Origin of the sequence: Solimonas sp. K1W22B-7 (genome assembly GCF_003428335.1) — a bacterium.
Taxonomy (GTDB): domain Bacteria; phylum Pseudomonadota; class Gammaproteobacteria; order Nevskiales; family Nevskiaceae; genus Solimonas_A.
Map to the genome: position 1 here is coordinate 745,155 of NZ_CP031704.1, position 18,978 is coordinate 764,132.

Consider the following 18,978-nt stretch of genomic DNA (forward strand, 5'->3'; position numbering starts at 1 on the left):
TTAGTTTTTCTAAATCGCCTGGCCAAAACATATCAATTGTTGCGCTGCGACCGCAGCCCTAATCTGGCCTCACTGAAGCAAGACAAACCGAGGTGCTGAAATGTTTACCGCGATCGTTGTAGCCGTGAGCCTGCTGGCCACCGCCGTTCCGGAATTCATCGATTCCAAGGTGGACGAGCGCCGCATCGGCGGAGCCCGGCACTAACCCAATCCCTGGCCGACCCCGGCCGCCGGGCCTCAACCCCCGGCATGGCGCCCGCCCGAAAGGCCGGCGACCTTCTCCTCCAGATCCCGCCATGGGATCTACTATTCGGGCCGCGACCCCCCTCGCGGCCTTTTCTTTTTGGTGGCGCGCAGCGCCTTCTCCGCGTCCAGCGCCGCCTCCTGCAGCAGCCACTGGCGGAACGCCGCCACCTCCGGTCGCCCGGCCGAGCCCGCCGCGGTAACCGCCCAGTAGGCCCGGTCCAGCGTGATCGCCAGCGAGAAGGCCACCGCCACGTCACCGCGCTTGAGCTCGTCCGAGGCAAACATCGGCGTCGCCAGGGTCACGCCCAGGCCGTCGCCGGCGGCGTCCAGCGCCAGCGTCGAGTGGTCGAACTGCAGGCCGCGCCGCGGATCCACGTTGGTCACCCCGGCCTGGCGCAGCCACTGGGCCCAGCCCGAGCGCGAGCGATCCTCGATGTGCGTGTCGCCGTGCAGCAGCGCGTGGTAGCGCAGATCGTCGGGCGTCTTCAGCGGGTGTGGCCCGTCCTTGAGCAGTCGCGGGTGGCACATCGGCACGATATCGATGCGGAACAGCAGGTCCGCGTGCTCGGTCTCCGGCCGCTCGCTGCTGAACACGATGTCGATATCCGGGTCCATCGACGACTCCGCACCCTCGTCTGCCGACGTCGCCGGCGCCCGCAGCACGTTGGCGCTGGCCAGCACCCGCACGTCGATCCCCTGGTGTACCGCCAGGAAGTTGTGCAGCCGCGGCATCATCCAGCGCGACGCGAAGGTCGGTGTGGCCCGCACCGTCAGGTGCGGCGCCCGGTCGTAGTCGCGCAACTCGCTGACGCCGCGAGCAATCAGCCCGAAGGCGCGTTCGAACAGCGGCAGGGCCGCCGCCGCAGCCGGGGTCAGCTCGATGCGCCGCGGCAGGCGCCGGAACAGATCCACCCCCAATTGCTCCTCCAGCGCCTTGATCTGGTGCGTCACCGCCGCAGGGGTGACGAACAGCTCCTCGGCCGCCTTGCGGAAGCTGCGATGCCGCGCCACGGCCTCGAAGGCGCGCAGGGCGTTCAGTGGGGGAAGTCGGGCGCTGCTCACGGGGGTATCGGGACGCTGCCGTCGGTGTGCCGCTATCGGGCGGTCGGAAGAGTGTAGCCGGGAGGGGGTGGGCGGGACCCACCCTAAGGGAGGACCCGCCACTCGCCATTCTACCGGCCCACTGTTACGCACCCACCCGGTACCAGTAGCGATAGGCGCGCCGGAATCCCAGCTTCTCGTAGACACGGATCGCCGCGGCGTTCGATCCCGTCACCTGCAGGTACGCCAGGTCCGCCCCCCGGTCCCGCCCCCAGGCCATGAGTCCGGCACACAGCCGGCTCGCCCGCCCGCGCTGGCGGTGCGCGGCGGCGGTGGCGATGTCGAACAGCCCCAGCTTGCCGTCCACCAGCACGCCCAGGCCCCAGCAGACCGGCTCGCCGCCGAGCTGCTCCACCGCGAAAGCGCAGGGCGCCCGTATCGAGCGCAGCATCCGCAGGTGGGTCTCCTGCCCGGGCGCGGTGCCGCCCGAGGCATGCTGGAACGTGGCCAGCCAGTCGCCTGCCTCCTGCGTGACCAGGGGCTCCACGGCCGCCTTCAGGTCCTGCAGCGGCAGGGTCATGACCAGCGACTCGTCGACCCAGCGATAGCCGCGCGCAGCCAGCAGGTCGTCGATGCCGGGTGGAGCCGCCACCGAGCTGAGGCGGAAGATCGTCGGCAGGCCGCGCTGCCGGTAGCGCTGCTCGATCTCCGCTACCTGCTCCGTGCTCAGGTCGGCGCAGTCCAGCCCGCAGTTGGCCGAGTTGGCGCGTTTGGTATAGCCCTCGGTGAACTGCAGCCGCCAGCCCAGATAGTCCTCCGCCTCGAGCGCCGGCCAGGCCGCAAAGGCCGCCGCTTCCAGTTCCGCGTACCTTCGAGCATCCATCCGCGGAGACTACGCAAAAAAATGCGCCGATGGTGTCGAACACCATCGGCGCATCGTTCCTGCCATCCCGCAGCTACGGCCGCGCAAACACCTCGAACGACGGCGCAGCCCAGGCCAGGCCGGAGTTCAGCGGCACCGCCGGCAGCGGCTTGCCGCCGTAGACCGCCTTGCTGGCGTTGCCGTAGGCCATCCAGGGGATCGTCGGCTGCTGGCTCACGCCCGGCTTGCTGAAATCGCAGACGCCCTCGGGGAACACCGCCTGCAGCTGCGCCCACTGCTCGTCACTGAAACCGAAGATGCCGTAGTTGTCGTTGCGGTCCAGCGGCTTGAGCTGGCACTTGTTGGTGTCGGTGGTGATCGCGTCACCCGCGCCGGTGCGCGGCGTGCCGTAGATGCCCACGATCAGCGGACCGCAGATGCCGTCCTTGAGCTTCTGCCCCAGGCCGTCGTAGCAGGCGTCCTGCAGGTCCGCCGGCTTGTTGGCGACGATCTTCTGCGCCACCGGCGTCGCGCTCGTGTCCTGCTCCACCGCCGCCAGCCAGCGATCCATCGCGATGAAGCTGTTCTTGGCGCAGGAGTTGTCGGCCAGGATCGGCACCGGACCTTCCCAGATCAGCTGGTTGTCGTGGTGGCCATGCGCGCGGTCCAGGCGCGCGCGCATCGCGTAGGCGCGGTAGGCATCGTGGAACAGGCCCGGATCCGGGCCGCGGCAATCGATGATCGCCACCTGGTCCATGTTGTTGGCCTGGTTGATCATGCCCGTGCGATAGGCATTGGCCAGTGCCGGCTGCACCGCCACCATGCGCTCCGGCACCAGGTTGGTGTCCTGGTCGGCGCCGCCGATCTTCACGTTCAGGTCCACGAACTGCGCCGGCAGGATCAGGCCCTGCTGCAGCGCCTTCAGTCCGTACTGCACGCCCACGTTGTCCAGCGGAAAGCCGGCGAAGCCGCGGTGAATCTGCTGCTCGTAAGTGCTCCAGCGCTCCGGCGGGCGCGGGCCCAGCAGGTTGATCGCCGCGTCCTGCACCGTGCAGCGCGTGCCGCCGGGATTGGTCTGGGGGTCGTAGCGCTGCTCCTCGCTGACGCCGGCACAGGCATCGGTCGGCACCGCCACGTGGAACTGCGCGCTGTCGCTCACCTGCGAATTCAGGATCGCCAGGTGATCCTGTGCATTGGCCATCTGCGTCGGCAGCCACAGCACCCCCGGCGCCCACTTGGCCGGGTTGAGGAAGTAGGCCAGCGTCAGGTGGTAGTCCAGGAACTGCGTCGCCGTGCTCCAGGCATCCGGGAACGAGCAGGTCGGCAGGATGCCCTGGTAGATGCCCGGGTAGGCGTTGGCGATCTGCTGCTGCGCCAGCGAGCCGCCCGAGCAGCCCTCACCGACGGTATAGCGCAGCTCGCCGTACTGCTCGATCACGCGCTCCTTGGCCATCACCAGCGATTCCGCCTGCAAGGCCACGTTGCAGTTCTGGGCGCTGTGATCCAGCGCCGTCGACATCACCGCAAAGCCCTTGCCCAGCGCGTACTCCGTGGCGTCCTTCAGCACCTCCAGCGGCAGGCCGAAGGGCAGCAGCTGGCCGCCGACGATGGGAATGTCCGTGCCGCTGCTCGGCGTCACCGGCGGCGCTTCGCCGGTCTGGTACTGCACGCCGCAGGAGAAGCCATGGTTGATCAGCAGCTTGTGGTTGAACTGCGGCTGCGGCACCGCCGCCGTCCAGGGCTGCTCCGGCTGGTAGATCGCCGCGATCTTGTACTGGTCGCGGTCCTGGTAGCCGGTCTCGATGCGCACGATGAAGGGCACCGTCACGCCCTGGTCCGTGGTGGTGTCCGCCACGTCGGAGGGCGGGTTCTCCGGGTCATAGGCCTGCAGGCCCGGCAGCAGCGGATTGCTCGACTTGTAGACGAACACGTACTCCGGCGGCTGGTTGCACTGCGCGTCCACCGCGCCCTCGTTCAGGCAGGTCCAGGGCTGCAGCTGCGGCCCCGAGAACAGCGGCCCGCCATGCGGGTGGTTGATCAGCGCCACGCTCGCCGCGCCCGTGCCCGGCAGGCTCGCCGTCACCGTGTTCCGGCCGATCGCCATGCCGCTGACCAGGCCCAGCACCCGGCCGTCCTCGCGCCGCGTGAACTGCGCGCTGGCATCGCTGCCGCCCACCATCACCTTGAGCTGGCTGGCATCGGCCCCGGCCCCGGCCGGCAACACCACTTCCAGCAGCGCATCGCCGCTGGAGATCAGGTCCGCCCGGTTCGACAGCACGCGGACCTGCATGCCGCCGCTGCTGCCGGAGCCTCCCCCGGCATCGCCGGACACCTCGTCAGACCGGCTGCAGGCGGCCGTCAGGCTGGCGAGCAGCAAAACGGAGAGGGACAGCAACAGCTGGCGCGATATGGTCATGGCAGCCCGTCTATAGGAATGGGAATGGAACGGCGGCGGGGAATTATAGGACGCAGCCTCCCCGCCCCAGCAGGGGGAAGATGGACCTATATGGGGTGTGCCGGGGGAGGACATGGGTTGATACCCCGGGCACCCCCCGACGGTGCGCGGTGCGCACCCTGCAACAGCATTGCTCCACCTGTAGGGTGCGCACCGCGCACGCGGAGCCACACTCGCCGGGCTAGCCCAGGTACGAAACCCCGGTCAGCTTCTCCGAAACCTCCCACAGCCGCCGCGCCGCCTCGGCGTCCCGCGCCAGCGCGCTGCGCTGGGCCCTGGCCGGGTGGCCGCGCAGCTCCTTGAAGCCGTCCGGTCCCCAGTAGTCGTCGTTGCGCACGCCGGGCATCGTCGCCGCGTAGAGCGGCGGCAGCGCACCCATGGCGCCCGTGCCGATCACGTACTTCAGCGCCAGCGGCGTGACCGTGCGCAGGTACAGCGCGTGCAGCGCGTGCTTCGGCTTCTTGATGTTGGTGGCGGCAAAGCCCGGATGCGCCGCCGCCGCCACGGTCTGCGCACCGCGGGCCTCCAGGCGCCGCGCCAGTTCCAGCGCGAACAGCAGGTTGGCCAGCTTGCTGTTGCCGTAGCCGCCGAACTCCGAGTACGGCGTGTGCGCGTATCCCAGGTCGTCCAGCGCCAGCGCCTTGGCGCGCAGGTGGCCCAGGCTGCCCAGCGTGATGATGCGGGAGCCCGGCGTCGCCATGATCCTGTCGATCAGCAGTCCCGTCAGCGCGAAGTGGCCCAGGTGGTTCGTGCCCATCTGGCTCTCGAAACCGTCCACGGTCTTGCTCAAGGGCCCGCCGAGGATGCCGGCGTTGTTGATCAGCAGGTCCAGCGTCGCGTACTGGCGGCCGAACTCCGCGGCAAAGGCGCGCACCGAAGCCAGGCTCGCCAGGTCCAGCGTCATCAGCACCGCATCGCCGCCCGGCGCGCGCCGCCGCAGTTCAGCCAGCGCATCGGCAGCTCTGGCCGGGCTGCGGCAGGCCATCACCACCCTGGCGCCGGCCGCCGCCAGCGCCACCGACATCTCCAGCCCGATGCCGCTGTTGGCTCCCGTGATGAGCACGGTACGCCCCGCCTGCGAGGGGATCTGATCGCTGGTCCATTTTTCGGTCACGCCGGGCCTTCCAGGTGGTGCTGTTCGGGTTGCGGCGCAGCCGCCGGAGCGCAACGCGCGCGCCTTGCAACCTTAGCGGACCCCCAAGCACAGGGCTTGACCGGAAACGACAGGGATTTTGTCCTGGGGTGACTGCAAAGAGGGTTGGTGATTGTGATTTTTTATTAAATATAAAAAATTTTATTTAATAATTTTATGAGATAGAATCCGCCACCGGAATTCGCTCATGCCCGCCGGCGCAGTCACCTGATTCATTTGTCAGATTGCACGGCGCCCCGAAGGCAGGGAAGCTTTGGGCGAGAGCGACACAGGCTCCGGCAAACCATGAACCCAGGGAACCCATGCGCCTTTCCGCAACCGGACGGCGTCAAGCAAGCACATGAAAAAAATCATCATCATCGTCGTCATCGCCCTCGTAGTGGGCTTCCTGATGAAGAAGAAGCCGCAGGCGGAAGCCGCCGACGCGGCCATCGTCAACCCGGTCTATGCCGAAACCCGCATCACCTTCGAAGTCCCCGGGGCCTCGATCGAAGGCGTGCTCCTGGGCATCGCCAAGGACGAGGCGGAATGCGAAATGCAGAACCAGATCCTGCAGAGCACGATCCTGGCGGGCTGCCAGGAGTGCAAGACCAAGAAGACCGAGTGCTGGTCCAAGCTGGAACCCCGCTACGCCAAGCTGTTCCAGAACAAACCAGCGGCCACCACCTATCTCAGCCTGGCCAAGGGCAGCGCCGACGAGCGCGAGCACCGCATGCTCTTCTGGGGCATCACCGTGCCGCAGAGCGACATGATCTGCGACAGCGTCGCGAGCATGCAGCGGTCCCGCAAGGGCGAAGTGCAGTGCATCCGCGCGCCGCGATAGAGGCCCGTTCGTGCTCAGCCCCGCGGTCCATTGACGAGTTGCCGCCAGTCCTTCGACCGCCTCGGGGAAAACGGCAGGCCGCAGCTGCGGGCATCCTCACCTGACTCGGCTGTCAGATTGCGCGTTGACCCGAAGACAGGGAAGCTCTTGGCGGAACCGGCAGCGCCGCCGGCAAACAACAGAACCAGGGGAACCCCAGCGCCTTCCGCAAAGGACGGCGTCAAGCACACGCATGAAGAAGATCATCCTGTTCGTCGCCATCGTCATCGCCCTGGGCTACTTCATGAACAAGAAGCCGCAACAGGAGGCGGTCGCCGCTGTGCTCACAAAGCCGGTGTACATCGAGCTGCGCCTCAGCATGGACACGCCGCGCGGCGCGGTTGAGGGCGTGATGCTGGGGCTGGCCAATGACGACGCCGACTGTGAGCTGCAGCTTCAGACCGCGCGGGATTCGATCGGGCGGACTTGCGAGGAATGCAGGATCAAGACGAGCGACTGCCGGACCCTGCTGGAAGCCCGCTACGCCAAGCTGCTCGACAACAAGCCCACCTCCGTCACCTACCTGAGCATGGCCAAGGGTGTGGACTGGGAGCGCGAGTACCGCATGATCTACTGGGGCATCACTGTGGCGGAAAGCGACTCGATCTGCGACAAGGCCGCAAAGAAACTGCGCCGCCACCAGGGCAAGGTGCAGTGCATTCGCGCGCTGCAGTAGTGTTGACGGCCGCGCCGTAGGGCGGGTCCTCGACCCGCCCGCCGCGGCAGCGACAGGCGACGCCCCGGCTCGCAGCCGGCCGCTCAGCTGCTGCCGGCCGCCTTCTCGCGCTGCGCATACCAGGCCACCGCATCCCGCACCGTCTCCGCCACCGGCCGCGGATTCCAGTGCAGCTCGCGGCGCGCCTTGCCGTTGTCCATCCGCTGGAAGGCGTTGGACAGGAACACCGCATCGGTGCTCACCAGGTAATCCTTGCGCCGCAGCAGCCTGAAGATCCGTTCCGCCACCCAGGCAATGGAATACGCCAGGCGTAGCGGGACCAGTTTCGGCGGCGGATTGCCGCGCTCCGCCGCCGCCATGGCGTAGAACGCCCGGTTGCTGATGAACTCGTTGGCGATGATGTAGCGCTCGCCAATGCGGCCATGCGCTTCCGCCAGCACCGCAGCCTCCGCGACATCGCGGATGTCCACCATCGGCGCCCCGGCATCCAGCGCGTACTTCATCGCCCCCCTGGCGGTCTGCCACAGGGCACCGCCATGCGGCGTCGGCTGGAAATCCTCCGGGCCATAGGTGTTGGCCACGCACAGCGCCACGCCCGGCAGGCCCTGCTCGCGGCAATACGACAGGAAGCGCGTCTCCGCCTCCAGCCGCGTGAGGATGTAGGCCGACGCACGGTCGCGCCAGTTGAAGGGGATGTCCTCCGTCACCGGGCCGTCCGGGTTCAGTCCCAGCGTGCCCATGGTGCTGGTGAAGATGAAGCGCTCCACGCCGCAGGCCAGCGCCGCATCCATCGCGTTGACCAGGCCCTCGACGTTGTTGCGGCGCAGCGGCGTCGTATCGGTGAGCCAGAAGCGCGGATCCAGCACGTTGTAGAACACGCTGCCACAGCCCTCCATCGCAAGGCGCAGCGACGCCGGGTCCAGCACATCGCCGTGAATCACCTCAACCGGCAGGCCCCGCAGGGCCTCCGCGTTGCTGGTCTTGCGCAGCAGCACGCGCAGCTTCCTGCCCCGTGCGGCCAACAGCCGGGCCACGTGGCTGCCCACGAAGCCGCTCGCGCCAGCGACCAGCACGGGCTTCTCCAGCGGGCTCTGCATGCGGCTCTCCTTCAGAAATCGGTGGGTGCGAGAATCTGCTTGCCGTAGTGCTGGCTCACCAGCGCCCAGGGATTGGCATACGGGCCGCGGCCTTCGCGCCTTCTCTGCGCCGCGAAGTGAGCGCGCATCAGCATCCGCAGCAGCGGGCTGAGCGCGCGCACGACGAGGCGCTTGCGCCCCATCGCCTCGGCCATCCAGGCCAGCGTCTGGCGCCAGTCATGCTCTTGGAACTCCAGCAGCGCCTGCGCCTCCGTGGTGTCGAACCAATCCGTCAGGCCCCAGCCGCGATCATCCCCGGGGTCGCCCGGCAGGCTGGCCGAGGGGCCCAGCCGCCCGATGCCCAGGGCCTGCATCAGGTCGTCCTCCAGCCCGCGCTCCAGCAGCACGTAGGACTCGTTGCCGCCGATCAGCAGGATCTTGCCGTCGATGGCCGAACCCCGCTCCGCGGCATTGGCAAAGGCCAGCGCCGCATCGCGCGCGTCCACCGCGTGGATGCGGTTGTCGCCCGGCGTGGCACGCGTCAGCACCCGGTACTCCGGCCCGGTGGACGACATCCCGTCCGGCGAAATGATGCCGCCCAGGCGCAGCAGCGCATGCGGCAGGCCGCTGGCCGCCACGATCCTTTCCCCCGCCACCTTGTCCTCGCCGTAGCACTCCACCGGGTTCACCGGCGTCTGCGCCGTGACCCGCTCCGGGTGGCGATGGGGGTTGCGCGAGCCATACACCGAAGAGCTGGATGCCTGGATGAACACCGGCGCCTGCGGCAGCGCCTGCGCCGCCTCCACCAGGTTGTGCGTGCCTTCCACGTTCACCTTGCGCGCGAACTGCGGGTTCTTGTAGCAGGGCGGCGCCACCACCGCCGCCAGGTGCACGATCGCGCCCGGCCGCTGCTCCGCCAGCAACGCGCGCAACGCCTCCGCGTCGAGCAGGTTCACGAACGCCGGCCGCAGTTCGCCGGGCTGCCCCGGCCCCGGCTGCAGCGCCGCGGCCACCGGCAGCGTCGCCTGGTTGCGCAGGTCCAGCGCAATCACCTTGTGCCCGCGCCCGAGCAGGATCGCCGTCACACGCTTGCCGAGCTGGCCCATGGCGCCCGTCACCAGGATGGTCTTGTTTGCCGACATGCCTTCTTCCGGTGAACTCAGGCTGCAGCGCGGCGCGCCGCGGCCTTGATGATCTTCTGGCGCAGCCAGTCCGAGATGTACACCGAGAAGAACGGTGTGACGATGTCCTCGCGCAGCCGCGTCAGCGTCGACGACCGGATGCGCCACTGGCCGCCGCGCTTCTCGTAGGTCTCGTGGTAGTGCCCGTAGCCATGCATGCTCAGCCCCGGCGCCAGGCGGACGAAATCCTCCAGCGCCCAGATGCCGCGCGCCGTCGTGGGCGAGGTCAGCTCCAGTTCCGGCGCATGCACCTGGTGCACCGTCACCTGCTTCGGTTTTCCCAGGGCGTCGCGCACGAAGGCGATGAACTCGTCGGCGCCGTCGATCTTCCTGCCGCCGCTCTCGCGGGTGTCGCTGGCGAAGTCGTCGGTGAAGAGGCCGCGCCAGGCCGCCCAGTCCTTGGCGTCGAGCAGGCGGCAATAGCGTGCCTTGAGCTGCTTGAGCGCCTCGATGTCGTGGATCGCTTCGATATCGTTCATGGCCGGCCGGGGTCTGGATATATGAAACAACAATGTTGATTACAACATTGGTGGCCGGAATTTGCCACTACCCCCGGCCTTGCGCCCCTGCCGCCCTTTTCCCCTTCACCTTCCCCATCGCCCCACCTTCCGCCGCCGCCAGGATGCGCCGGAAACTCGGGCACTCCAGGTGACTCGGCGCCCTGCAGGCCGCGGCATGGCGCAACCCGTCGCGCATGATCGTCATCCGGCGGATCGTGAGTTCCAGCTCGTCCGCCTTGGCGCTGAGCATGGGCCGGTCGATGCGCAGCCCCTCGGGCGCGAACATCCGCCCGATCTCCGCCAGCGTGAAGCCCGCCGTGCGCCCCAGGCCGATCAGCGCCAGGCGCTCCAGCACCGCCGGCGCAAACTGCCGGCGCAGGCCGCGGCGGCCGATCGAGCCGATCAGCCCTTTCTCCTCGTAGAAGCGCAGCGTCGCAGGCGCCACGCCCGAGCGCTGCGCCACCTCGCTGATGTCCAGTTCCGCCACGGGCTTGACCTCAAGTGCACTTGAAGTTGCACAGTGCAGCCATCGCCATCCGAAGGCAAGAGCAGGGAGCCCGCATGAACACCTCAATTCGTACCGCCACCTCCAACCCGGCAGGAGCGGAGCCCCTCTCCCGCTTGCGGGAGAGGGGTGGGCGAGGGGATGGATCCCCCGAGGTAGGGCAACGCAGGAGCAGGTGCCGAGGAGAGGGTTTCTGTGAATCTCTACAGGGCCAGCCTGTCCGCGAGTTGAAGAACCCCACCCCACGCCCCACCTGGCCCCTGGCCGCCCTGTCGCTGTCCCTGCTGCTGTCCTCGCTGGGCACCAGCATCGCCAATGTCGCCCTGCCGACGCTGGCGCAGGCCTTCTCCGCCAGCTTCCAGCAGGTGCAATGGATCGTGCTGGCCTACCTGCTGGCCATCACCACGCTCATCGTCGGCGCCGGCCGGCTCGGCGACCTCGCCGGCCGCCGGCGCCTGCTGCTGGGCGGCACCGCCCTGTTCACCGCCGCCTCGGTCCTCTGCGCCATCGCCCCGACGCTGTGGCTGCTGGTCGGCGCCCGCGCCGTGCAGGGCCTGGGCGCCGCCGTGATGATGTCGCTGACCATGGCCTTCGTCGGCGAGATCGTGCCCCGCGAACACAGCGGTGCCGCCATGGGCCTGCTCGGCACCATGTCCGCCGTCGGCACCGCGCTGGGGCCCGCGCTGGGCGGCCTGCTGATCTCCACGCTGGGCTGGCGTGCGATCTTCCTCGTCAACCTGCCGCTGGGCCTGCTGGCGCTGCGTCTCTGCCGGCAATACCTGCCCGATATCCCTCCTGCTCCGGCTGCACGCCTGCGCTTCGACAGCCTCGGCACGCTGCTGCTGGCCCTCACGCTGGCCGCCTACGCGCTGGCCATGACCCTGGGGCGCGGCAGCCTCGGCCCGCTCAACCTCGCCCTGCTGCTCGCCGCCGCCGTCGGCACCGCGCTTTTCATCTTCGTCGAGGGCAGGGCGGCCGCACCCCTGATCCGCCTGGCGATGTTCCGCGATCCCGTGCTCAGCGCCGGCCTGGCCAGCAGCGCCCTGGTCGCCACCGTGATGATGGCCACGCTGGTCGTGGGCCCGTTCCACCTGTCCCGCGCGCTGGCACTGCCTGCGGCGCTGGTCGGCATCGTCATGTCCGCCGGCCCGCTGGTCGCCGCGTTCGTGGGCTTGCCCGCCGGCCGCGGAGTCGACCGCTACGGCGCACGGCGCCTCGGCGTCGTCGGGCTCACCGGCATGGCGCTCGCCTGCGTCGCCTTGGCCCTGTTGCCGGCCGCGCTCGGCATTCCCGGCTACGTCATCCCCCTGGTCCTCCTCACCGCCAGCTACGCCCTGTTCCAGGTCGCCAACAACACCGCCGTCATGGCCGGCGTGCGCCCCGATCAGCGCGGCCTGGTGTCCGGCGTGCTCAGCCTGTCGCGCAACCTCGGCCTCATCACCGGCGCCTCCGCCATGGGCGCCGTCTTTGCCGCCGCATCGGCGGCCACCGACATCGGCTCGGCCAGCGCCGAAGCCGTCGCCCACGGCACGCACTTCACGTTCGCGGTCGCTGCGATCCTGATCCTCCTGGCCCTTGTCATCGCCATGGCCGCCGGCAAGAGACCTCTCACCCCGTAGCGCCGGACCGGCACCCTCGGCACGGGTGATTCCCGCTTCCCCGCAGGCCCGTAGGATGCGGAGCAAACCGCATCATTCGCGCGGGCGAAACAGCGCAAACAGCGCACACGGCAAAAAAGGAAAAACCAATGAAACCTCTCCAGCTCACCGCCATCCTGCTGTGGCTGCTGATCCTCGGCATCACCCTGCGCGCCGTGCTGGCCCTCGGCAGCGACGGCGGCATGGTCTTCCTCACCGACCTCGCCCACCCCTGGCGTCTGCAGTTCAACGCCGACCTGCTGATCCACCTGCTGCTGTTCGCGGCCTGGGTGTTCTGGCGCGAGAAATCGAAGCGGGCGGGCGGGATCTGCGCCCTGCTGTGCCTGATGGGCGGGCTCTTCACGCTGCCTTACCTGCTGTTCGCGCTGCACCGCGCCCAGGGCGACGTGAGGAAATTCCTGCTGGGTGCGCAGGCCTGAAAGCGGGGGCGCCTGAGCGCGGTGAACCCTGATATCCCCGGGTACTTTTGAAGGTTTATTTTCGTTCTTCGTCAAAATTAGATTGTGACAAAGCGTAGTGTTTGCTCTACTCGCTCCCATGCAGGGCTTTTCCTGTGGATCTATAAGGATTTCGACATGGCGGGGAAGAAGAAGGCAGCCAAGAAGGACGCGAAGAAGGCGACCAAGAATTCCGGCAAGGCGATCGCAAAGAAAGCCGCAAAGAAGGCCGAGAAGAAGGTCGCGAAGAAACCGGTGAAGAAGCTGGCTGCCAAGAAAGCGCCCAAGAAAGCCGTGAAGAAGGCCGAGAAGAAGGCCGCCAAGGCCGCGAAGAAGGCCGAGAAGGCTGCGAAGAAGGCCGTGAAGAAGGTGGCGAAGAAAGCCGCCGTGAAGCCGGCGAAGAAGGCAGTTGCCAAGAAGGCAGTGGCCAAGAAGGCAGTGGCCAAGAAGGCCGTGAAGAAGGTGGCCGCGAAGAAGGCTCCCGCCAAGAAGGCCGCTCCCAAGAAGGCTGCCCCCAAGAAGGCCGCTTCCAAGCCGGCGACCAAGCCGGCCGCGAAGCCCGTGAAGAAGCTGGTGAAGAAGGCCGTCCGCAAGCCGGCGAAGAAGGCTCCCGTTGCCGCCGCCGTCGTCGTACCGGCACAGGAAGCGCCCGCCCCGGCTGAAGCTTCCGGCATCACCAGTGACGTAACGCCTGCCTAAAGCGCAAGCCGGGACAGCCCCTCGGGTTTTCCCAAGGCGAAAGAGAAAAAAGGGCCGGGTCCGACTTCCTCCGTGGCAAGTCGGGCCCGGCCCTTTTTCATTTCCCGGCCCCCTGGCTGCTGTACCGATTGCTGCCCTCCAGGGCAGGAACTCCTGCGCTCCACCGCCCTGTAGCCCCTGCGGAATGTGCTAATTTGCGCTCACGCATCACACCAGAGGCAGGCTAGCCAAGCCGCCCGCCGCAACACGCCGAGGAGCTTCCACGATGGTCCCGTTTTTCCGGCCGGCCCCGGCCCTGGCCAACGCGTCGGCGTTTGCCGGCCGCAGCCGCCCGCCCGTCGCATGAAAGCCCCCGTCGCCCTCGTCGCCGCCCTGCTTGTCGCTGTGGCCGGCATTGCCGGCTGGCAGGGCTACCGCGCGCTGAAGGACGCGCGCAGCGCGCTCGCCAGCCTGCAACCCGGCCCCATCGACGTGGGCTTCGCCCAGTCCATGATCCTGCATCACCAGCAGGCCATCGGCATGGCCCAGTTCATGATCGACGGCCGCCCTCCCGGCCTGGCGCATGCCATCGCCTTTGCGCAGCTCGAAGAGCTGGGGCAGATGCGCGGCTGGCTGACGCTGTGGAACCAGCCCCTGCAGCTCGCCGGCAAGCCGAGCATGGACTGGATGCTGCTCGGCAATGAGCCTCCCGGCCCCGAGCTGTCGCGCTACCTGCTCGACTGCCAGCGCTCGCCCACCGGCATGACCGGCCTGGCCACCAGCGAGCAGCTCAATGCCCTGCGCCAGGCACAGGGCCGCGAGCGTGACCGGCAGTTCCTCAGCCTCATGCTCGCCCACCACGAAGGCGGCATTCCCATGGCCCGCTTTGCCGCCGTGCAGGCGCGCCTGCCCGCCGTGCGCCAACTGGCCGGTCGCGTCGTGATGGAGCAGTCGCAGGAGATCAGCCGCATCCAGTTCATGCTGCAGGTGCTGGCCGACGCCGACGCCACCGCCGACGCAGCCTTCGGCACGGCAACAAAGAATTGATCGATCCCCGGAGCAGAAGCATGTCCCTCAACACCCTCCTCATCGCCACGCTGCTGCTGGCCGCCGGCGCACTTGGCGCCTGCACCGGCCGCAGCGGCGAGGCCACCGCAGGGCAGCCCGCCACCGGCGGTGCCACGCCCCGCGCCGTCTGCGGCCCCGGATCGCGTCCCGAGACCGGCATGCAGGGCCGCGTCAGCCCGGAAGACCACGACAGCGGCCGCGCCGCCGCAGGCTTCACCTGCAACACCGAGCTGGTAGGCAGCTACATCGTCCCCAACGCCATCGGCACCGTCGGCGGCTTCAAGGTCGAGCGCTACACCGACAAGGCCGGGCATGACTGCGCCTACTACGACAGCACCCTGCTGTTTCCCACCAACATCCTCGACGCCAACGTCGGCGTGAACGTGCTCGACATGAGCGACCCCACCCAGCCCGTGCTCACCGCGCGCCTGGTGTCCCTGGCCATGCTCTCGCCGCACGAATCGCTGGTGGTGTCGCAGGAGGCCGGCGTGCTCGCCGCCGTCATGGGCAACCCGCTGGCCTATCCCGGCATCGTCGACGTCTACGACATCTCCGAGGACTGCCGCAGCCCCAGGCTGCGCTCCTCCGCGCCGGTGGGCATCCTCGGCCACGAGAGCGGCATGTCGCCCGACGGCAAGACCTTCTTCTCCGCCACGCCGATGATCCCCACGCTCACCGCCGTGGACATCTCCAACCCCTCGCTGCCCATCCCGATCTGGACCGGCGGCTACAGCTCGCACGGCCTGTCGATCAGCGCCGACGGCAACCGCGCCTACCTTGCCTACGGCCAGAACACCGGCGTGGTGATCCTCGACATCTCCGAGATCCAGGCCCGCAAGCCCAACCCCCAGGTACGCGAGATCAGCCGCCTCACCTGGGACAACCAGAGCGTCCCGCAGAACGCCATCCCGTTCACGCGCAACGGCAAGCCCTACCTGCTCGAGATCGACGAATACTCCACCAACAACCCCGGCAGTCTCGGCGTGGGCGTGCACGGCCGCTACGTCGGCGCCGGCCGCATCATCGACATCGGCGACGAAACCCAGCCCGTCGTCATCTCCGACCTGCGCCTGGAAGTGCACGAGCCCGACAACCGCGACGCCATCGCCGCCGATCCCGGCGCCAGGAACCCCATCGGCGGCTACGCCGGCCACTACTGCAACATCCCCACGCGCGTGAACCCGGACATCGCCGCCTGCAGCATGATCCTGTCGGGCCTGCGCATCTTCGACATCCGCGATCCGCATCATCCGAAGGAGATCGCCTACTTCAACGCCCCCGTGCAGCCGCGCATCATCACCGTGCCCGCCCCCGCCAGTAACTGGGCCATGTCCAGCCCCTCCTTCGTGCACGAGCGCAAGGAGATCTGGTACACCGACGGCTTCAGCGGCTTCTACGCGGTGCGCGTAACCAACGGCGCGTGGTGAAACATCGTCATACCGGCGAAAGCCGGTAGGTGGATTCACATTTGAAATGCAACACTTTGGCGAAGACCTCGGCAGGGGTTTTGAAGCCGAGGCACTTGCGTGGCGTGTGATTGTAGATCTGAGCGATCTGCAAGAGTTGGTCTGGTGAGAGGTCTTCGACGTTGGTTCCCCGGGGTAGCCAGCGGCGCAAACGCCCGTTGGCATTCTCGACGCCACCCTTCTGCCAGGGGGAATGCGGATCGCAGAAATAGGTCTGCAAGCCCAGGGGCTGATGCAGGGTGTAGTGCAAGGCGAATTCGGTGCCGTTGTCGAAGGTGATGCTGCGGCGCAGGGCTGGGGGCAGTGGGGCCAGCAAGGCCTGGAGGGTTTGCGCCACCGGCGCAGCGGCCTTGCTGGGCTGGCGGACGATGGCGGTCAGCCGGGACGTTCGCTCATGCAGGGTCAGGATGGCTTGGCCATAGCGCGCAAAGAGCATCAGGTCGGCTTCCCAGTGTCCCGCCTGGCGCCGGTCAGCCGCAGCCTTGGGGCGCTTTTCGATCGAAACCCGCTGCTGGATGTGCTCTGCCGGGCTGCCGCCCTTGCGGCCACGGAAGCCGCGCTTGCTCTTGGCACGGGGCAGATAGAGACGCCAGGAAAAGTCGTTGGTCCGGGCGATCTGGGCGGCAATGAAGCGATAGATGCTCTCGTAGCTGATCTGCAGATCCTGCTGAGCCAGCCGCCGCGATACCTGCTCGGGAGACCAGCCTCGGCGCAATCCCTCCAGAACCCTGGCTTGCAGCTCGGCATCACGCAGAAGCCGGCTACCTTGCCAGCGGCGCGCCCGAGCTTGCTCGCCGGCATAGACGCTCTGGTAGCCCGTCGCGCCAGTGTTGCGCTTCAGTTCCCGAGAAATGCTCGATGGCGCGCGATCCAGAGCTGCCGCAATTTGCCGGATCGACTCCCCGGCTTGGCGCCGACGGGAAATCTCACACCGTTCCTCGATTCCAAACTGCTCAAAGCTCTTGCGTCCCATTGCAGCACCCTCGTAATAGGGTGTTGCATTTGGTTTGTGAACTCACGGTATCCAGTCAATCCCGTGGTAACTGCTGTGTGGGGTTGAAGTGAGAAAGCAAGAAAGGCCGGAGTGATTGCTCCGGCCTTTCCTTTTTTGTTCCCCTCTCCCCTTGTGGGAGAGCCGGGGGGTGTTCAGGTAGCTGCGGTCTCGCCATGGATGGCGTCACCGAACTTGGGAGCCTAAACCTCACGGCCCCTCGAACACCCGCCCCCACAAGCCGCCCGCACCCCACACCAGCAGCGGATTCCCCAGCGCATCCACCGCCGCGCGGATGCCATACGCCGGATCGGCCACCACGAATTCCGCAGCCAGCGGGTTGCCGTCGGCGCCGAAGCGCCGTGCCTCGACACGCTTGGAGATCACGTCCCCGCCGGGCGTCTTGGTCGAGTTCTCCCAGCCGAGCACGAAACTGCCGCCGGGCGCCACGGCCACGTCCACATGCTCCTGGATCCTCGCGCTGTCCACGTGTGCCAGCACCGCGGCCGAGCGCGCCTTGCCCGCGGCGTCATAGCGGCGCAGCATCACATCGCGCTCCCAGCTGTACTGCACCGGCCCGGCGCTCCAGGCCACCACCGCATTGCCCGCGGCGTCCATGTCCACCGCCGTCGAATCGATCGCGAGGCTCTTGTAGACCAGGATGGACGAGAGACCCTGCTCCTTGCCCGCGGCGCTGTAGCGCTGCATGCGCAGCTCGGTGTCCTGCTTGTATGACTGGTAGTCGTAGGACTTGCTGGCCCAGGCCACCAGGGTGCGCCCGTCGTCGTGCATCGCCACCGAGGGATTGCTCAGGGTACGGCCCAGGCCCAGGCCAGGGCCGTTGCCCGGGTCCAGCAGCAGCGGAAACTCCGAGCGCACACCGGTCGCCACCCGCTGCGCCTTGCCCAGCGGCGTGCCGTTGGCACTGAAGCGCTGCGCCACGATCGCGCTGGATTGAATCCAGTAGTAGTCGAAGGAGAACAGGAAGACCAGGCTCCCGTTCACCACCTCCGGATCCTGGCGCAGCCACACCACGATGAAGTCGCCGTTGGCCGCCATCGCCACGGCCGGCTCGATGTTGCGGATGCGGTAGGAAGCCTCCTCGTTCACCTGCAGGGCAGGGCCCCTCGGCTGTCCGGCCGCGTCATAGGCGCGGACATAGATGTCCTCGTAGCCGAAGTTCTTCGTCTCCGCCCAGGCCACCGCGTAGGCGCCGCTGTCGTTCGATGCCACCGCGGGCGAGTGGGCGTTGCCAGCGCTGCCCTCGACGTGGTCGTCCGCCTCCAGCGGCGCGCCGGCGGCGTCGAAGCGACGCAGGTAGATGCCATCGCCTGCGGATTGCACGTTGTTCTCGCCGCGCCAGGCGGCGACGAAGCGGCCGGAGGCCATGCCGGCCACATCGACCTGGCCCACCCTCTGCACCAGCCCCGGCGTATCGAGACGGAACGGCGGCCCCTGCGGCGCGCCGGGCGCCGCCGCAGCGGCCAGGGGAAGCAGCAAAGCGGCGAGCACGCCGCAGCCCACCCGCCGAAAGACGATCCGGTCCATGACTGCTCCCCCTCGGGATGCATCCCGTTATGTCGCTGCCACGCGATCCGGCGCGGCGTTCTTGTTGTGCCCTGAGTCTATGCCGGCTTTGGGTCCGGGCCAATGGATGTTTTATTTAAACTAATAAAACAGCATTTACAAATTATTTATAAGCCGTCTGGGGCCGCTTGTCGGAGTTCATGGACCATAATGGTCCAAAAGGCCATAATGGCCCAAAGCACAGGAGCCTTGCCATGTCCACCGTCGTCAAGCTGCGCGCCCCCAGCAATGGTCAGATTCGCGATGTCACCGCCGTGTCGGTCGCCGAGGTGAAGCAGAGCGTGGCCAGCGTCATGAACAAGGCCGTCCAGGAGGGCATGGTTGCGGTGACCAAGCGTGGTGCGGTCAGTGCGGTCGTGCTCGACGTCCAGACCTACAACGACCTGGTGGCCCGTGCCGGCGATCCGCTGGCCAAGCTGTCCGACCGCTACGACGAAATGATGGCGTTCATGCAGACCGACGCGCAGCGCGCGGGTGTCGCGACCTTGTTCGGGCCGCTGCCGGCCCAGCCCAAGTCGCGGATGGCCCGCTGATCC

18 protein-coding genes are annotated in these 18,978 nt (G+C 67.8%); 8 read left to right on the top strand and 10 right to left on the bottom strand.

What is annotated here, in order from left to right; translation table 11 throughout:
• Positions 1-306 precede the first annotated feature (306 nt).
• The 4 genes from D0B54_RS03720 to D0B54_RS03735 form a co-directional block, all read right to left on the bottom strand.
• Entirely contained in the window at positions 307-1,308 is a 1,002-nt protein-coding gene (locus D0B54_RS03720; RefSeq protein ID WP_162932175.1) for a LysR substrate-binding domain-containing protein, read from the bottom strand.
• Between the two features lie 124 nt (positions 1,309-1,432).
• Positions 1,433-2,170 (bottom strand): GNAT family N-acetyltransferase, encoded by a 738-nt coding sequence (locus D0B54_RS03725; protein ID WP_117289314.1) that lies wholly within the window; start codon positions 2,168-2,170, stop codon positions 1,433-1,435.
• A 73-nt stretch (positions 2,171-2,243) separates the two neighbouring features.
• Entirely contained in the window at positions 2,244-4,565 is a 2,322-nt protein-coding gene (locus tag D0B54_RS03730) for a DUF6351 family protein (protein ID WP_117289316.1), read from the bottom strand.
• 220 nt (positions 4,566-4,785) lie between these two features.
• Positions 4,786-5,718 (bottom strand): oxidoreductase, encoded by a 933-nt coding sequence (locus D0B54_RS03735; protein ID WP_117289318.1) that lies wholly within the window; start codon positions 5,716-5,718, stop codon positions 4,786-4,788.
• A 379-nt stretch (positions 5,719-6,097) separates the two neighbouring features.
• Here D0B54_RS03735 and D0B54_RS03740 point away from each other — a divergent pair, with 379 nt between their 5' ends.
• Positions 6,098-6,580 (top strand): hypothetical protein, encoded by a 483-nt coding sequence (locus tag D0B54_RS03740; protein ID WP_117289320.1) that lies wholly within the window; start codon positions 6,098-6,100, stop codon positions 6,578-6,580.
• Between the two features lie 232 nt (positions 6,581-6,812).
• Positions 6,813-7,295 carry a hypothetical protein gene (locus tag D0B54_RS03745; protein WP_117289322.1) on the top strand — a complete coding sequence of 161 codons (483 nt, stop codon included), beginning with the start codon at positions 6,813-6,815 and terminating at the stop codon, positions 7,293-7,295.
• Between the two features lie 83 nt (positions 7,296-7,378).
• On the opposite strand, the gene D0B54_RS03750 is transcribed toward D0B54_RS03745, so the two are convergent.
• The 4 genes from D0B54_RS03750 to D0B54_RS03765 all read right to left on the bottom strand — a co-directional run bounded on the left by D0B54_RS03750 (position 7,379) and on the right by D0B54_RS03765 (position 10,539).
• Positions 7,379-8,392, bottom strand: a complete 1,014-nt coding sequence (locus D0B54_RS03750) for an NAD-dependent epimerase/dehydratase family protein (protein ID WP_117289324.1) — start codon at positions 8,390-8,392, stop codon at positions 7,379-7,381.
• An 11-nt stretch (positions 8,393-8,403) separates the two neighbouring features.
• Positions 8,404-9,513 carry an NAD-dependent epimerase/dehydratase family protein gene (locus tag D0B54_RS03755; protein WP_117289326.1) on the bottom strand — a complete coding sequence of 370 codons (1,110 nt, stop codon included), beginning with the start codon at positions 9,511-9,513 and terminating at the stop codon, positions 8,404-8,406.
• A gap of 17 nt (positions 9,514-9,530) precedes the next feature.
• Positions 9,531-10,031 (bottom strand): nuclear transport factor 2 family protein, encoded by a 501-nt coding sequence (locus D0B54_RS03760; protein WP_117289328.1) that lies wholly within the window; start codon positions 10,029-10,031, stop codon positions 9,531-9,533.
• Positions 10,032-10,098: 67 nt separating this feature from the next.
• Positions 10,099-10,539, bottom strand: coding sequence for a helix-turn-helix domain-containing protein (locus D0B54_RS03765; RefSeq protein ID WP_117289330.1), 441 nt, complete (start codon positions 10,537-10,539; stop codon positions 10,099-10,101).
• Positions 10,540-10,784: 245 nt separating this feature from the next.
• On the opposite strand from D0B54_RS03765, the gene D0B54_RS03770 reads away from it, so the two are divergent.
• From D0B54_RS03770 to D0B54_RS03790, 5 genes are all read left to right on the top strand, one after another.
• Entirely contained in the window at positions 10,785-12,176 is a 1,392-nt protein-coding gene (locus tag D0B54_RS03770) for an MFS transporter (protein WP_205527261.1), read from the top strand.
• 128 nt (positions 12,177-12,304) lie between these two features.
• Complete coding sequence (locus tag D0B54_RS03775) at positions 12,305-12,634, top strand: hypothetical protein (protein WP_117289334.1); 330 nt, start codon at positions 12,305-12,307, stop codon at positions 12,632-12,634.
• Positions 12,635-12,790: 156 nt separating this feature from the next.
• On the top strand, positions 12,791-13,351 hold the full coding sequence (locus D0B54_RS03780) for a histone (RefSeq protein WP_117289336.1): 561 nt from the start codon (positions 12,791-12,793) through the stop codon (positions 13,349-13,351).
• Positions 13,352-13,693: 342 nt separating this feature from the next.
• A complete protein-coding gene (locus tag D0B54_RS03785) occupies positions 13,694-14,377 on the top strand; it encodes a DUF305 domain-containing protein (RefSeq protein WP_117289338.1) in 684 nt (227 codons plus the stop codon).
• Positions 14,378-14,397: 20 nt separating this feature from the next.
• Positions 14,398-15,825 carry an LVIVD repeat-containing protein gene (locus tag D0B54_RS03790; protein ID WP_117289340.1) on the top strand — a complete coding sequence of 476 codons (1,428 nt, stop codon included), beginning with the start codon at positions 14,398-14,400 and terminating at the stop codon, positions 15,823-15,825.
• Positions 15,826-15,832: 7 nt separating this feature from the next.
• On the opposite strand, the gene D0B54_RS03795 is transcribed toward D0B54_RS03790, so the two are convergent.
• Positions 15,833-16,837, bottom strand: coding sequence for an IS30 family transposase (locus D0B54_RS03795; protein WP_117289342.1), 1,005 nt, complete (start codon positions 16,835-16,837; stop codon positions 15,833-15,835).
• 228 nt (positions 16,838-17,065) lie between these two features.
• Positions 17,066-18,403, bottom strand: a complete 1,338-nt coding sequence (locus D0B54_RS03800) for a hypothetical protein (RefSeq protein WP_117289345.1) — start codon at positions 18,401-18,403, stop codon at positions 17,066-17,068.
• 233 nt (positions 18,404-18,636) lie between these two features.
• Between D0B54_RS03800 and D0B54_RS03805 the strand changes: the two genes are divergently transcribed.
• Positions 18,637-18,975, top strand: coding sequence for a type II toxin-antitoxin system prevent-host-death family antitoxin (locus tag D0B54_RS03805; RefSeq protein ID WP_162932176.1), 339 nt, complete (start codon positions 18,637-18,639; stop codon positions 18,973-18,975).
• The last annotated feature ends 3 nt before the right edge of the window (positions 18,976-18,978 follow it).

What these genes read in the sequence shown, in the direction of transcription:
- D0B54_RS03725 (WP_117289314.1), bottom strand. Translation starts at nt 2,170, where the DNA reads ATGGATGCTCGAAGGTACGCGGAACTGGAAGCGGCGGCCTTTGCGGCC.
- D0B54_RS03730 (WP_117289316.1), bottom strand. Translation starts at nt 4,565, where the DNA reads ATGACCATATCGCGCCAGCTGTTGCTGTCCCTCTCCGTTTTGCTGCTC.
- D0B54_RS03740 (WP_117289320.1), top strand. Translation starts at nt 6,098, where the DNA reads ATGAAAAAAATCATCATCATCGTCGTCATCGCCCTCGTAGTGGGCTTC.
- D0B54_RS03745 (WP_117289322.1), top strand. Translation starts at nt 6,813, where the DNA reads ATGAAGAAGATCATCCTGTTCGTCGCCATCGTCATCGCCCTGGGCTAC.
- D0B54_RS03750 (WP_117289324.1), bottom strand. Translation starts at nt 8,392, where the DNA reads ATGCAGAGCCCGCTGGAGAAGCCCGTGCTGGTCGCTGGCGCGAGCGGC.
- D0B54_RS03755 (WP_117289326.1), bottom strand. Translation starts at nt 9,513, where the DNA reads ATGTCGGCAAACAAGACCATCCTGGTGACGGGCGCCATGGGCCAGCTC.
- D0B54_RS03760 (WP_117289328.1), bottom strand. Translation starts at nt 10,031, where the DNA reads ATGAACGATATCGAAGCGATCCACGACATCGAGGCGCTCAAGCAGCTC.
- D0B54_RS03775 (WP_117289334.1), top strand. Translation starts at nt 12,305, where the DNA reads ATGAAACCTCTCCAGCTCACCGCCATCCTGCTGTGGCTGCTGATCCTC.
- D0B54_RS03780 (WP_117289336.1), top strand. Translation starts at nt 12,791, where the DNA reads ATGGCGGGGAAGAAGAAGGCAGCCAAGAAGGACGCGAAGAAGGCGACC.
- D0B54_RS03785 (WP_117289338.1), top strand. Translation starts at nt 13,694, where the DNA reads ATGAAAGCCCCCGTCGCCCTCGTCGCCGCCCTGCTTGTCGCTGTGGCC.
- D0B54_RS03790 (WP_117289340.1), top strand. Translation starts at nt 14,398, where the DNA reads ATGTCCCTCAACACCCTCCTCATCGCCACGCTGCTGCTGGCCGCCGGC.
- D0B54_RS03795 (WP_117289342.1), bottom strand. Translation starts at nt 16,837, where the DNA reads ATGGGACGCAAGAGCTTTGAGCAGTTTGGAATCGAGGAACGGTGTGAG.
- D0B54_RS03800 (WP_117289345.1), bottom strand. Translation starts at nt 18,403, where the DNA reads ATGGACCGGATCGTCTTTCGGCGGGTGGGCTGCGGCGTGCTCGCCGCT.
- D0B54_RS03805 (WP_162932176.1), top strand. Translation starts at nt 18,637, where the DNA reads ATGTCCACCGTCGTCAAGCTGCGCGCCCCCAGCAATGGTCAGATTCGC.